The sequence below is a fragment of the Enterococcus sp. C50 genome (genome assembly GCF_040887505.1).
Lineage (GTDB): Bacteria > Bacillota > Bacilli > Lactobacillales > Enterococcaceae > Enterococcus_B > Enterococcus_B thailandicus.
In genome coordinates this window covers 248,783-263,783 of sequence record NZ_JBFOFW010000001.1, presented here as the reverse complement: position 1 = coordinate 263,783, position 15,001 = coordinate 248,783, and the positions used below count along the sequence as shown (strand labels likewise).

Below are 15,001 nucleotides of genomic sequence, written 5' to 3'. Positions count from 1 at the left end.
TGAAGCAATCTCATAAATGAAACCGCTCGGTTTAAAAACTGGTGTGATTTAATTACCGGCTTCTTCGTATAATAATTATTAGATTAGAATAATGAAAAATTGTGCCATTAGCTATTCTAATTGAATTATTGACCCACAAAGGAAAGGAGAGAATAGAAATTAAATTATTGAAGAAACTTGGGGTTATTGGCGCTGTGCTATTACTTGTTTCATCTTATTTAATGCCAATCACTGTGAAAGCAGAAGCTGTTGATACCGTTGATATCACGTCAGCACAGATAACAACAGATGAAAAAGATCAGACCTCTTTAAATGTGGATCTGAATCTTATCAATCAGACAGATGCTGCACTAAAAAAAGAAATCAAGTTGACGAACGCTCGCTTGATTGATACAAAAGAACTTCAAAAAGATGGCTACTCTTATCAAGTAGAAGATCATATTCTCAGTTTAACAATTGCCAGTGGAATAAATCAGCAAGTTCAACTTTCGTTAGCTGTTGATTCTCACTCCTTAGATGTAACCCAAACACCTAAGTTATTGTACGAAAAAAATGAATTTGAAGTATCTTTTATGCCTGACGAAACTACGAGTGAGACGACTCCAAAAGAAACGGAGACTGACAGCACGACAGATAACACTATAGCAGAAGAAAGTGATGTCGAGCCAACGTCAGAAGAAATTGTTCGGCCTTTCGCCGAAGCAAAAATGGCCACAGCAGCCGATCTTTCCCGAAAAGAACATGAGTCGATTAATCCACAGTACACGACCGACAATTCAGGCACTTATCCAACAGCTAGTTGGCAACCAACTGGTAATCAGCAAGTCATCAACCATCAAGGAAATAAACAGGGAAGTAGCACCGAATGGGATGGGCAAACTTCTTGGAATGGTGATCCGCTAAATAAAACGAACTCGTATATCGAATATGGTGGTACTGGCGACCAAGCAGATTATGCCATTCGCAAATACGCAAAAGAAACTTCGACGCCCGGACTATTTGATGTCTACTTAAATGTTCGTGGAAATGTTCAAAAAGAGATCACACCTTTAGATTTAGTCTTAGTCGTTGACTGGTCAGGAAGTATGAACGATAACAACCGAATCGGAGAGGTTCAAAAAGGCGTAAACCGTTTTGTTGATACATTAGCTGATAGCGGAATTACTGACAGTATCAATATGGGTTACGTAGGTTATTCAAGTGATGGCTACAAAAACGGAACAGTTCCGATGGGCTCATTTGACTCTGTGAAAAACCCAATCAAAAATATTACGCCAAGTAGTACAACTGGTGGTACTTTTACACAAAAAGCATTACGTGATGCCGGTAACATGTTAGCAACACCAAATGGACACAAAAAAGTCATCGTTCTACTAACGGATGGTGTACCAACATTTTCATATCATGTTAGCCGTGTTCAAACCGAAGCTGACGGTAGTTATTACGGTACGCAGTTTACTACGAGTCAAGACAAACCCGGAAATACTTCCTACATTTCAAACAGTTACAATGCGCGGGACCAGAACAATACGAATCGTCGAATCAACAGTACCTTTATCGCAACGATTGGTGAAGCCCTAGCGCTAAAACAACGCGGAATTGAGATTCATGGATTAGGTATTCAATTGCAAAGTGATTCAACTGCTGGTTTATCGAAACAAGAAGTTGAAAATAAAATGCGGCAAATGGTTTCTGAAGACGAAAATGGCGATTTATATTATGAATCTGCTGACTATGCACCAGACATCTCGGATTATTTGGCAAAGAAAGCCGTGCAAATTGCCGGAACCGTTGTGAACGGAAATGTCACTGATCCAATTGCTGAACCTTTTATTTATGAACCAGATACTTTAAGTATTAAAAGTGTTGGCTCAGTTCAAGTCCCATCTATGCCAAGCATTACAATGGACGGAACAACGGTAAAAAGTAATGGTATTTATTTAGGAAAACAGCAAGAAATCCAAATTCATTATCAAATTAGACTTCAAACGGAATCAGACTCATTCAAACCAGATTTTTGGTATCAAATGAATGGACGAACAACTTTTCAACCAATGGCAACGTCAAGTGAACTTGCAGATTTTGGTGTTCCTTCTGGTAAAGCTCCTGGGGTCAAATTGAATTTCAAAAAGATTTGGGAAGAATTTGATCAAGATACAAGTAGCCGACCAGAAAGTGTTACCTATGAAGTCACACGTCAACAAGTGACAAATTCAGCAAATTGGCAGACTGGTTACATCAAGATTTCTAAACCTGAAAATGACACTAGTAACACATGGGAAAGAACCGATATCACACAGTTATCAAAAACAGCTGATGATTCTTATGATGAAACCCTTAGTCTTCCTCAATACAACAATCAAGGGAAAAATTTCAGCTATCAGATGACTAATGAAGTGGCAGTCCCGGGTTATGACCAAGAAAAAGTAGATGAAACAACTTGGAAAAACACGAAAAAGTTTAAACCATTAGACTTGAAAGTGATTAAGAATTCTTCAACTGGTGAAAAAAATCTCGAAGGAGCAATTTTTGAGTTAACTGGTGATGGCGTCAAAACAACGCTAATTGACAACCAAGATGGCAGTTACTCATTGCCTAAAGAGGTTCGCTTACAAAAAGGGAAAAAATATACACTGACAGAGCTTCAAGCTCCGGCAGGCCATGAACTAGGCGAAAAAACAACTTGGAACATCGAAGTTACGAATCAAGGGACAGTCAAGATTGATGGAAAAGAAGTAACTACGAGCAATCAAGTAATTACGCTAGAAATTGAAAATCAGTTTTCCGAATTACCAATCAATATCAGAAAGTACACGTTGCAAAACGGTAAACAAGTTAATCTAGCAGACGCAACATTTGAATTGCAAAGAAAAGACGAACAAGGGACTTATCAAAAAGTGGGTACCGAAAAAACAAATCAATCTGGAATTGCCCATTTTGTAATCAATCAGTCTGGGACTTATCGCTTGGTCGAAACAACTGGCCCACTCGGCTACGATACGCTTGCTGGAAATTATGAATTCGAAGTCGATAAATATGGCCAGATTCATTACGATGGTAAGAACATCGATCAGGATGCAACGGAGTGGACAGTGACTCACGAGAATCATCTAAAAGCTTTTGATTTGACGGTGCACAAGAAAGCAGATAATCAGACAGCGTTAAAAGGTGCAAAATTCCGCTTAACTGGTCCAGATACAGATATTGAATTACCAAAAGATGGCGAAGAAACAGATACCTTCCTCTTTGAAAACTTACAGCCTGGTGAATATACTTTGACAGAAACATTTACACCTGAAGGATATCAAGGACTCAAAGAACCCATTAAACTTGTGATTAACGAAGATGGGACAGTAACTATTGACGGAAAAGAAATCGACGATGTGCTCGTCACTGGTGAACAAAACAATCAAATCAGTTTAGATGTAACGAACCAAGCAAAAATTCCTCTACCAGAAACTGGTGGAATTGGTCGTGTTTGGCTCTACTTGATCGCTGCAATTAGTTTAGCAACAGTCGGTGGTTATCTATTCATCAAGCAACGAACAGAAGGAGAGGTGTAACGAATGAAAAACGCGCGATTATTAAAACTGTGTGTGTTCGTGCTTGTATTTTTCGGCTTTTCACAACAAGCATTGGCAGAAAATACGCAAGCAAACGTTCAGATTACTTTACACAAATTACTATTTCCTGAAGGTCAGTTGCCTACAGAACAAGAAAATTCTGGTGAAGAAGGTACCTTATTACAAAATTATCGTGGGCTCAATGATGTGGACTATCAAGTATTTGACGTAACCGATTCCTTTTATCAGTTACGCAGTGGGGGAGATTCTGTTCAATCGGCTCAAACTAAATTAGCACAAACAGGCGCTTCAGCGGGAAAGCTGGTCGCTGAAGGAACAACAAGTCATGTAAACGGTGAAGATGGGATCTTATCTTTTACTTTGCCAACTAAAGACGAAAAGCAACGTGATAAAGCTTATTTATTCATTGAAGTTCATGCACCAGAAGTCGTCAAAGAAAAAGCAAGTAATCTGGTCGTGATTTTACCAGTACAAGATAGTAATGGCACGGATTTGTCGATAATCCACCTTTACCCTAAAAACGAAGAAAATGCGTATGAATTACCACCACTAGAAAAAACGGTGTTAGAGGGAGAAAATGGATTTACTGTGGGTGATGCTGTTCACTACCAATTGAAGACAACTATTCCGGCAAACATCTTAGATTATCACCAGTTTCGTATTTCAGATACTGCTGATCCAGTACTAACGCTTTTACCGAACACATTGAAGGTATCTGTGGATGGACAAGAGTTAACCAGCGGCTATACGACGAAGACGCACGCCCATGGATTTACGTTAGATTTTTCAATTCAAGAACTCCAAAAATTTGTGAAGAAACAACTAGTGATTTCTTACCAGATGACATTAGAAAAAGATGCAAAACCTGATACAGCTATTCTCAATGAAGGTCGTTTAGACAGTGATAAACACTCCATCACAAAGAAAACTGCTGTACGAACAGGTGGTAAACGATTTGTTAAAGTCTCAAGCGAAAATCAAACAGAAAAACTGGCTGGAGCAGTCTTTATCGTAAAAGACAAAACAGGTAACTACTTACATGAATCAGCTAGTGGCTACACTTGGAACAAAGATAAACAAGCAGCAAAACAGTTTCTATCTGATCGTTCTGGAAATTTTGCAGTCAAAGGCTTAAGAGATGGACACTATTTCTTAGAAGAAATCAAAGCACCTGATAACTATGTCTTAAGTCAAGAATCAGTTCCATTTACGATTACAGAACATTCTTATGTATCAAATGGGCAAGCGACAGAGCCTTTAAAAGTCGTCAATAAAAAGATAAAACATTCAGGGCTATTACCAAAAACAAATGACCAACAAACCATTTGGTGGGGACTACTTGGAACATTATTAATTGGCTTAGTCATTGGTTGGATAATTTATCAAAAACGAGGAGCAAAAAAATGAAACAGTTTAAGAAAGTTTGGTATTTATTAAGCACATTGTTACTGACCTTACCACTTTTTACAGGCCTAGTAGGTACAGTTCCAGCTTTTGCAGCAGAAAATGATGACACAGCAAAAGTAATCTTGCACAAAAAGAAGATGACTGATTTTCCTGACCCATTGATTCAAAATAGCGGGAAAGAAATGAGTGAGTTTGACCAGTACCAAGGATTAGCTGGTGTAACGTTTAGTATCTATGATGTAACAGCAGAATTCTATGCTCAACGTGAAGCAGGCGCAACAGTCGATGCTGCTAAGCAAGCAGTTCAAGGCTTAACAACTGGCACACCTATTGCACAAGGAACAACCGATGCGAACGGAAACGTTAGCTTGGATTTGCCAAAGAAACAACAAAGTAAAGATGCAGTTTATACCATCAAAGAAGAAGCAAAAGATGGCGTAACTGCTGCAGCCAATATGGTCGTTGCTTTTCCTGTTTATGAACTAATCAAACAAGCAGATGGTTCTTACAAATACGGAACAGAAGAATTAACAACCATTCATTTATATCCAAAAAATATCGTAGCCAACGATGGTGCATTACACGTCAAAAAAGTTGGTACTGCTGAAAATGAATCTTTAAATGGTGCAGAATTTGTTATCTCAAAAACAGAAGGAACTCCAAGCGTCGTAAAATATATCCAAGGTGTGAAAGATGGTCTTTACACTTGGACAACCGATAAAAGCCAAGCGAAACACTTCATCACCGGAAAAAATTATGCAATTGGCGAAAACGATTTTACAGAAACTGATGCTGCGACTGGTGAATTAACAATCAAAAATCTTGAAGTCGGTTCTTATGTATTAGAAGAAGTTAAAGCACCAGATAATGCGGAATTGATTGAAAGCCAAACGAAAACAGATTTTACAATTGAAGCTGATAATCAAACAGCTGTAGAAAAAACAATTAAAAATGACACATCAAAAGTAGAAAAAACAACACCTAACTTAGATGGAAAAGACGTTGCAATCGGTGAAAAAATCCAATACGAAATTTCTGTCAATATTCCTTTAGGTATTGCAGATAAAGAAGGCGATGCAAACAAATATGTTAAATTCAATCTAATTGATACACATGACGAAGCTTTAACGTTTGATAACATTGCTTCAGGTGACAATGCCTACGCACTTTATGATGGTGATACAGTAATTGCACCCGCAAATTATCAAGTGACAGAACAAGAAAATGGGTTCACTGTAGCAGTTGATCCTGCATTTATTCCTTCATTAACACCAGGTGGTACTTTGAAATTTGTTTACTACATGCACTTAAATGAAAAAGCAGATCCAACCAAAGGATTTAAAAACGAAGCCAACGTAGACAATGGACACACAGATGATAAAACACCACCAACTGTTGAAGTTGTTACTGGTGGGAAAAGATTTATCAAAGTAGATGGTGATGTTTCATCAACACAAGCTTTAGCAGGCGCTTCATTTGTCGTACGTGACGAAGACAGCGATACAGCTAATTACTTGAAAATTGATGAGGCAACAAAAGCTGTTACTTGGGTGAAAAACAAAGAAGAGGCAACTACTTTCACAACATCAGCAGATGGATTAGTAGACGTAACAGGGTTAGACTATGGAACGTATTACTTGGAAGAAACAGTTGCTCCTAACGACTACGTTCTATTAACAAATCGGATTGAATTTGAAGTTGATGAACACTCATACGGAACAACTGAAAACTTAGTTGCTCCAGAAAAAGTTCCAAACAAACACAAAGGAACTTTACCTTCAACTGGTGGTAAAGGAATCTACTTGTACATCGGTACAGGTGCTTTATTACTTGTTGTTGTAGGGCTATACTTTGCTAAACGTCGCAAAGAAAATGTATAGAAGCTGAACTTCCGCTAAAAAGTGAAGCAAGCCTTTCGATTAACAAAATAATCAAAGGATTCTATCTACCAAAACAATAAAAGAGCCTGAGACATTGTGTTGTCCTAGGCTCTTTTATTTATTGATCTTCATCCAAGGAGGAATCCATGAAACGAAAAAACAGACGACGAGTGATTGATAGCATAATGATTCTTTTATTGTTCATTGGCATAGGTGCTTTGACTTATCCTTTTGTCAGTGATGCCTTGAACAACTATCTCGATCAGCAAATCATTTCTCATTATCAAACAAAAGCCAATCAAGAAAATGCAGATGCCATGGCGAAGTTACAAGCAAAAATGGAAAAGAAAAATCAGCAACTGGCTAAAGAAGGGGGAAATCCCGGACTAGATCCTTTTTCTGAACCAAAAAAGGCGGAGAAAAAACCCGACAAAACTTATTTCGAAAGTCATACGATTGGTGTTCTGACGATTCCAAAAATCAATGTTCGTCTACCTATTTTTGATAAGACGAATTCATTATTACTAGAAAAGGGGAGTTCCTTACTAGAAGGTACATCTTATCCTACTGGTGGGGCTAGCACCCATGCAGTAATCTCTGGACATCGAGGTTTGCCACAAGCAAAGCTATTCACCGACTTGCCTGAATTAACTGAAGGGGATGAATTTTATTTAGAAGTAAACGGTAAGACTCTTGCTTACCAAGTAGATCAAATCAAAACGGTCGAACCCACCGATACGCAATATCTGCATATTGAAGAAGGAAAAGACTTGGTGACGTTATTAACTTGTACACCTTACATGATTAATAGTCATCGCTTATTAGTAAGAGGTCATCGTGTGCCTTACACACCAGAAGAAGTTTCAAAAGGAATCAAAAAAGTAACTCAGCGACACCAATTTTTATTATGGGGTATTCTGTTAAGTGCATTACTTCTGATTAGTTTGTTTTTGATTCTCTTTTACAGACGGCACCAACGAAAAAAAGCCCGTAAGTAATAAAATTAGCTAACGAAATTACGCCAAAACAAGCTCGCGCTAAATAAAATCATTTATGCGTGAGCTTGTTTATTCTTTCAGCTATTAGTTGACGATAATACATTGATTCATTAGAATGTAAACTGAAAAGATTCCCAAAACAAAAGCAAGGGAACTTGCAAAATTAGGAGGAATTCCATGATTGTCAACCAGGAACGTCCAAAAAAAGCCACTGCAGCCACACATGGAAACAAGCCACTCTTTTTAGATAACGCTGATCAATCTGCCTTTTTCGACCGTCACTTTACCAATTCTAATGATGTCCGTTTTTCAGTAATCGAAAACAAAAGCCATTTAGATTCAACGGTCTTTAAAAAATATAAAAAAACTTTTTTTGACGACTGGATTGCATCTGAATAAACACAGAAAGTGACTAATTAAAGAATTGACTTGAGTCTTTTAAAAAATAAAAAAACAGAGCGGAGGATTTCATGAAAAAATTTTATTATTGGCTAGATGAGTGGGGACGTAATGATAAAATGCGTTATATTTTTCTGATTTCATTTCTTTCTGGATACTCAGTCAATAAAATTGATTCCTTTTTTCAATTCCCTGAATTTTTTCACTTTTTATTTGTTTGCGGAGCCTTTTTGTTAGGTGCAAGCATCCGTGCAACTTTTTATTACAAAAAACATCCACATAAAAATTTCCAGCGAAAGAATTGAGTATTTATCCTTCATCAGTCAACTGAAACCATTTACTGGTTTCAGTTTTTTTATTCTTCACTGTAATAAATGGTTGTTCGGATATTTTGTTCATGATTGCCAAAGGTATCTCCAAATAAAGTAACGCCTCCTTGATTGACTGCCCCTTCGTCTACAGCAATTTTAAACCGATAAAATGATTGATCTTCGATACCCAGATCAGCTAATCGAACCTCAGAAATTTTGACTCCATCAATTCCAGTATCAGAATTAGTGATGCGCAAGTGCTTTAAAAGGCCGTATTGGCTAAAATGATTCTTCCACCAATCAGGCGTTAATTTTCCCCTGACATCTGAAAAGTTTCCAGGACAGGTCCAAGTGCCTAGCTTGATTCCATTAATATAAAAGCTAATATCACTTGGCCAATTATTATTTGATTCTGGAAATTCTGAAGAGATTTCAAATGAGAGTTCCAATAACTGCAACGTCGAACCAGCTGGTGCTTTATTAGGAATGATATATTCTACATACCCACGAGAAAACCATAAAAGGACAGCTTCTGATCGGTGTTCGTCAACAAAGGACTGTGGCTCATCTAACAGACCAATAATCGTTTCCGTATCCGCGAGTCCACAAGTCGGCACGACCAAAAAATCAGAGAATAAGCCTAGCCGAGTTTCAACGCTTACTTTTTTAAAAGGTAAAAAAACTTTTTGCGGAAAGACGATTTCCACTCGATCAAGTGCCAACGAAAATAAGCGCTTGTGTTGTTCGTCATCATTGAACCAAGAATCATTCAGTCGAATCAGGCGACAATCTTCTAATAGACGAACATGTCTTGAGATGATTGCCTTACTTAAATTGAGTTCCTTCGCAAGTTCGGTAACAGTCAAACCTCTTTCTGCTAGCAATTGCAAAATCGCTAACCGCGTTTCTGATGCTAATGCTTTATAAGTTGGTAAAGAATGTTGGTCTAAATATAATTCCATCTTAATGGTTCCTTTCATAAATAATTTAGTTATGTATGTAAGTAAACTATATCTCCGCTAGAGAATACAATTGCCTAATCGAATTGTTAACTATTGGGTTAACAGAGCCTATAGAAAATAAAATACACTCGTTAACTTCTCAGTTGAAAGTGGCTCGAACCTTGCTAAACTTATTGACGATACCCATGGTTCAAGCTAACATTTCTACTTGTAAGCGCTTAATACTATCGATAGGAAACCAACTCAAAAGGAGAGTGTCCAAAGTGTACTATAAAAAAGTCATCAAATTTGCGGGGATCGCCATTTTAAGTTTTAGCTTGGCCGCCTGTGGCAAAAGCTCGGAAAGTTCAGCCAAAACCGAAGAAATTCGAATCAGCTGGTGGGGTGGTGATGCGCGGAATAAAGTCATGCAAGAAGCCATCACAGCTTTTGAAAAAGAAAATCCCACAATCAAAGTCAAGGCAGAGTTTAGTGGGTACGGAGGTTATCAAGAAAAAATGACAACACAACTATCTGGTGGCACAGCACCAGACGTCATTCGTTTGGATTCAATGTGGCTAAATCAATACAAAAACCAACTTGTTGATTTAGAGACTCTCTCAAAAGAGTTAGCAATTTCTACCAACTTTTCTGAAGAGTCCTTGATTTCACTAAAATATGATGACCATTTGTTAGGATTACCATTATCAACCAACTATCGTCCTTTGTTATACAACAAAACAGTTACAGATAAGTTCAATATCGAGGCACCCCAGTCTTGGGAAGATTTAATTGCTATGCGGGAAAAATTACCTGATGACTATTATCCAGCCTCAAATTTCTTTGGCGCTAAGTATGGTTCTCCCATTGTCTTCTTTCAAATTGTTGCGCAACAAACTGGATTACCAATTTCAGATGAGAATGGCAAGTTGAACTACACAGAAAAAGATTTCCTCACACTTGTCAATTTTTATCATCAACTCGTTGAGCAAAGAATCATTCCTTCTAAAAAAGATGTAGACAATGCAGGAACAATTGAGGGCGCACCAGCACCAGCGTTACTTGAAGGAAAGTGGGTAACACTCTTTGAATTTATTGCCAACGTAAATACCATTAAGAGTCAGTTGGAAGAACAAGGATTTGAATTAGCGTTAGCAGGCTATCCTTCAATGAGTAATGAAAAATCAACAGGAGTCTGGACGAAGCCATCGATGGTTTATTCTATTCCAACCTCTAGCAAGCACCAAAAAGCTGCTGCAAAGCTAATCAATTATTTAATGAATGATTCAGAAGCAAATAAAATTCAAAAATTAGAAAACGGCGTACCTGATAGCGAGAGCGGTAAACAAGCTTTAGAAGAAAGTGAACTGATTACGCCATTAGCGACAGAAATTTTAGTGGAAGGTGAGAAGAAGGTCGATACGAATCTATCCACTATGTATCGTTGGGACACAGCTAAGCTAAATGATGCAACTTTAGATATCATTACTCGATTAGATTATGGAAAAATCGACACTAAGCAGGCTGCAAAAGAATTTTACCAAGCATTCAAGGAAGAGGAAGACTCCGTGAATTAAGCCAGCTATGCTTTAACGCATAGCAAATCATGGCATCTGATTTCTTAACTTTTATAGGAGGAAAAAAATGATCAAAAAAAAATACATTGGTCTTTTATATTTAACACCTTGGATGATTGGGATTCTCTTTTTTGTTGTTTATCCCTTTGCCATGTCACTCTTTTACAGCTTCACAGACTATTCGATGCTAACCGAGCCGAAGTTTATTGGCTTTGACAATTACATCAAAATGTTTACTGATGATCCCATTTTTTGGTCGTCAGTCAAAGCAACCATCAAATTCGTTTTCCTAACTGTTCCTTTTAAGCTGATTTTTGCACTTTTCGTAGCCTATGTAATGAATGCTAAGCTAAAGGGAATTGGCTTTTTCAGAACAGCTTATTATATCCCTTCGATTTTAGGTGCAAATGTCGCGATTGCTGTGTTGTGGCAGTTCCTATTTAAAAATGATGGATTAGTCAACATGGTGTTAAACAGTATCGGGCTTGCTAATGTTGCTTGGTTTTCTAGTGGGACAGGTGCCATGTTGACCATTGTGTTGCTACGTGTTTGGCAGTTTGGTTCAGCTATGGTGATTTTCTTAAATGCGTTGACTGAGATGCCTCAAGATTTGTATGAAGCTGCAGCAATCGATGGTGCATCAAAATTTCGACAATTTTTCTCTGTTACTTTGCCACAATTGACACCGATTATTTTTTTTAATTTAATTTTACAATTGGTTCAAGCGTTCCAAGAATTTGATGGCCCATTTTTAATCACGGGTGGGGGACCAATGCGTAGCACGTACTTATTACCTATGTATATTTATGACAATGCCTTCAAGATTTTTAACATGGGCTATTCAAGTGCGTTGTCGTGGGTATTATTTGTGATGATTATGATCTTTACCGCAATTTTATTTAAGACTTCTAAAAATTGGGTCTTTTATGCCGATGGGAGGGGCTAACCATGCAGCAAACATTGCAGCATAAAACTGAAACAGAAAAAATGAATCGACAAGTAAAACGAAAAAAACGATTAGTTTCGTTGATCAAATATCTTATTTTGATTGCAGGAGCGCTCATCATGTTGTACCCAATTCTATGGTTATTTGGTGCTTCCTTTAAGACAAATAGTGAAATTTTTCAATCCATTTGGTTTATGCCAAAAACGTTTGATTTTACGCCTTACATTGAAGGTTGGCAAACATCGAGTCAGTACACGTTTGCTACTTATTTCTTGAATTCTTTTCTGATTGTTATCCCTAAAGTTCTCTTGACTTTGATTTCCTGTACCTTAGCAGCTTATGGCTTTGCTCGCTTTGATTTTCCTTTCAAGAAAATTTTATTTCCAATAATGATTGCTACTTTATTTTTGCCTGGAATCGTTACTCGAATTCCAATGTATATTTTTTGGCGAAATGTAAATTTGCTTGATACGTATCTACCTTTGATTACGAATTCAGCTTTTGCCTGCGATACGTTTTTCGTTTACATGCTGGTTCAATTTTTCCGCACAGTACCAAAAGAACTAGACGAAGCTGCAACGATTGATGGCTGTAATTCTTTCACAATTTTAACAAGAATCCTTGTACCCATTCTCAAACCATCATTGATTACTGCAGCTTTGTTTCAATTTATCTGGACCTTTACCGACTTTCAAGGCCCATTGATTTACATCTCTTCTGTAGAAAAATACCCAGTATCGATTGCCTTAAGGATGGCGATGGACACTACTTCAGCAGATTTCAGCTGGAATCGAACAATTGCCATGTCGATCATTGGTTTGATTCCTTCATTAGTTGTTTATTTCTCTGCTCAAAAACACTTCATCGGTGGTTCAACTGCTGGTGGTGTGAAAGGTTAAAAAAGAAAGGAAGACAAAAATGACCGTGACAATTAGCGCATTTGCAGATGAAATTAATCCCAGTATGCAACAACAAATTGCTGGGTTAATCGAACAAAAAATCAAACACATCGAGTTACGAACACTTGATGGAAAAAATGTCAGTGAGTTAACCTTTGAAGAGGCTCACCGCTATAAACAACAATTAGATACAGCAGGAATCACCGTATCCAGTATTGGTTCACCTATTGGGAAAATAAATATCAATGACCCGTTTTCTGAACACTTAGAACTTTTTAAACATGTGCTACACCTAGCCAACATTTTTCAGAGTCCGTATGTCCGCATGTTCAGTTTCTTTATTGATCCTGCAGAAAATCCAGATGATTATCAAGAAGAAGTTGTTACTCGGTGGAAAGCCTTTGTAGCCATTGCGAAAGCATATCCTGAAATCACATTGCTTCATGAGAATGAAAAAGAAATCTTTGGTGATACCCCCGAACGATGTGCCTATTTGCTCAATGAGTTAAATAATCCGCAAGTCAAGGCTGTCTTTGACCCAGCAAATTTTGTTCAATGCGACGTTGAAGCTTTTCCCGATGCATACGAATTACTGAAGCCCTCAATCGCTTACCTCCACATTAAGGACGCTCGGTTCAGTGACCACGAAGTCAGGCCAGCTGGTTTTGGAGACGGAAAACTTGAAGAAATTCTAAACGATTTAACTTCCAATGGCTACAACGGTTTTGTTTCGCTTGAACCACACCTGACTTTCTTTGAGGGTTTTGAACGTTTAGAACCAACCAATCAACAATTAACAAAAAAAGCTGACAACGCAAGAATGTTCATTCTTGCGTCAGAGTCATTAAAAAAACTACTAACAAAACTTGATGTGAGGTGGCAATGATGAAACCAATTCGAATTGCGATTATTGGTGTGGGAAATATTGGAACTGCACATGTAAATAATTTATTAGCTAATGAGCTAAAAAATGTCGTATTAACTGGTCTTTGCGATAACCAGCCAGAGAAGTTAGCTAAAATTCGTGAAAAACTTGGGGAAAGTTATCTATACTTTACACATGCTACCAATGTATTTTCATCTTCTGAAATTGATGCAGTGATTATTGCTACGCCGCATTATGACCATCCAATTTTAGCCATTGAAGCCCTAAAAGCGGGTAAACATGTCTTAATTGAAAAGCCTGTGGGTGTCTATACAAAAAAAGTACAAGAAATGTTAACAGAAGCCAAAAAACATCCAGAACTAACACTCGCACTGATGTACAATCAACGAATGAATCCACTTTATCAAAAAGCGAAAGAGCTCGTTGATTCAGGTGAAATCGGTGAGCTTCGCCGGACAAATTGGATTATCACTGATTGGTATCGTTCGCAAAGCTATTACGACTCTAGCAATTGGCGTGCTACTTGGAAAGGAGAAGGTGGTGGTGTTTTACTGAATCAAGACCCACATCAGCTTGATTTATGGCAGTGGATTTGCGGTATGCCTCAGCGGATTTGCGCATTTACTTATAATGGAAAACGCCGAAATGTCGAAGTCGAAACAGAAGTTACCGCCTATGTGGAGTATCAAAATGGAGCTACTGGTGTTTTTGTTACAAAGACGACTGAAACTCCCGGAACAAATCGTTTTGAAATCGTGGGTTCCAAAGGAAAAATTGTCATTGAAGATCAGCAATTAAAATTTTGGCAAACTCGAATTGATGAAACCACTTGGAATCAAACCTATACAGGAGGCTTTGGTGAACCAGAAGTTTGGTCTATTAAGATTCCTGTCACTTTTGATAATGAATCTGGTCATAAAAAAATCACTCAAAATTTCATCAATCACATCTTATTTCAGGAAGAACTGGTTTCTCCTGCGGAAGAGGGAATCAAAGGCCTTAGTATTTCAAACGCCATCCATCTTTCTTCATGGCTTCAAGAATGGGTTCCATTACCAATCAACGAACATTTATTTTTAGAAGAATTAACTAAAAAAATTGAGACATCAACTGAAAAACAACGAGCAGAAGTAATTTTAGACACAAAAAAAACGTATTAGAAAGAAGGAAAAA

The 15,001-nt window shown here is 37.7% G+C and carries 12 protein-coding genes; 11 read left to right on the top strand and 1 reads right to left on the bottom strand.

What is annotated here, in order from left to right; all coding sequences use genetic code 11:
• Window positions 1-221 precede the first annotated feature (221 nt).
• The 6 genes from AB3I20_RS01155 to AB3I20_RS01130 all read left to right on the top strand — a co-directional run bounded on the left by AB3I20_RS01155 (window position 222) and on the right by AB3I20_RS01130 (window position 8,573).
• Complete coding sequence (locus AB3I20_RS01155; protein WP_368026899.1) at window positions 222-3,563, top strand: SpaA isopeptide-forming pilin-related protein; 3,342 nt, start codon at window positions 222-224, stop codon at window positions 3,561-3,563.
• A 3-nt stretch (window positions 3,564-3,566) separates the two neighbouring features.
• A complete protein-coding gene (locus AB3I20_RS01150; RefSeq protein WP_368026844.1) occupies window positions 3,567-4,991 on the top strand; it encodes a SpaH/EbpB family LPXTG-anchored major pilin in 1,425 nt (474 codons plus the stop codon).
• Window positions 4,988-6,871 (top strand): SpaH/EbpB family LPXTG-anchored major pilin, encoded by a 1,884-nt coding sequence (locus AB3I20_RS01145; RefSeq protein WP_368026843.1) that lies wholly within the window; start codon window positions 4,988-4,990, stop codon window positions 6,869-6,871. Before AB3I20_RS01150 ends, AB3I20_RS01145 begins: the two co-directional genes overlap by 4 nt.
• 146 nt (window positions 6,872-7,017) lie before the next feature.
• The gene (locus tag AB3I20_RS01140; protein ID WP_368026842.1) at window positions 7,018-7,869 is read left to right on the top strand and encodes a class C sortase; all 852 of its coding nucleotides are present in this window, start codon (window positions 7,018-7,020) and stop codon (window positions 7,867-7,869) included.
• A 177-nt stretch (window positions 7,870-8,046) separates the two neighbouring features.
• A complete protein-coding gene (locus AB3I20_RS01135) occupies window positions 8,047-8,268 on the top strand; it encodes a hypothetical protein (RefSeq protein ID WP_095803637.1) in 222 nt (73 codons plus the stop codon).
• A gap of 71 nt (window positions 8,269-8,339) precedes the next feature.
• Window positions 8,340-8,573 carry a hypothetical protein gene (locus tag AB3I20_RS01130; RefSeq protein WP_067481995.1) on the top strand — a complete coding sequence of 78 codons (234 nt, stop codon included), beginning with the start codon at window positions 8,340-8,342 and terminating at the stop codon, window positions 8,571-8,573.
• 50 nt (window positions 8,574-8,623) lie between these two features.
• On the opposite strand, the gene AB3I20_RS01125 is transcribed toward AB3I20_RS01130, so the two are convergent.
• Entirely contained in the window at window positions 8,624-9,541 is a 918-nt protein-coding gene (locus AB3I20_RS01125) for an ArsR/SmtB family transcription factor (protein ID WP_368026841.1), read from the bottom strand.
• A 263-nt stretch (window positions 9,542-9,804) separates the two neighbouring features.
• On the opposite strand from AB3I20_RS01125, the gene AB3I20_RS01120 reads away from it, so the two are divergent.
• From AB3I20_RS01120 to AB3I20_RS01100, 5 genes are all read left to right on the top strand, one after another.
• Entirely contained in the window at window positions 9,805-11,097 is a 1,293-nt protein-coding gene (locus AB3I20_RS01120) for an ABC transporter substrate-binding protein (protein WP_368026840.1), read from the top strand.
• Window positions 11,098-11,167: 70 nt separating this feature from the next.
• Complete coding sequence (locus tag AB3I20_RS01115) at window positions 11,168-12,043, top strand: carbohydrate ABC transporter permease (RefSeq protein WP_071868431.1); 876 nt, start codon at window positions 11,168-11,170, stop codon at window positions 12,041-12,043.
• 41 nt (window positions 12,044-12,084) lie between these two features.
• Complete coding sequence (locus AB3I20_RS01110) at window positions 12,085-12,942, top strand: carbohydrate ABC transporter permease (protein ID WP_348652167.1); 858 nt, start codon at window positions 12,085-12,087, stop codon at window positions 12,940-12,942.
• A gap of 19 nt (window positions 12,943-12,961) precedes the next feature.
• On the top strand, window positions 12,962-13,828 hold the full coding sequence (locus AB3I20_RS01105) for a sugar phosphate isomerase/epimerase (RefSeq protein WP_075491528.1): 867 nt from the start codon (window positions 12,962-12,964) through the stop codon (window positions 13,826-13,828).
• A complete protein-coding gene (locus AB3I20_RS01100; RefSeq protein ID WP_368026839.1) occupies window positions 13,828-14,988 on the top strand; it encodes a Gfo/Idh/MocA family protein in 1,161 nt (386 codons plus the stop codon). Before AB3I20_RS01105 ends, AB3I20_RS01100 begins: the two co-directional genes overlap by 1 nt.
• Window positions 14,989-15,001 lie beyond the last annotated feature (13 nt).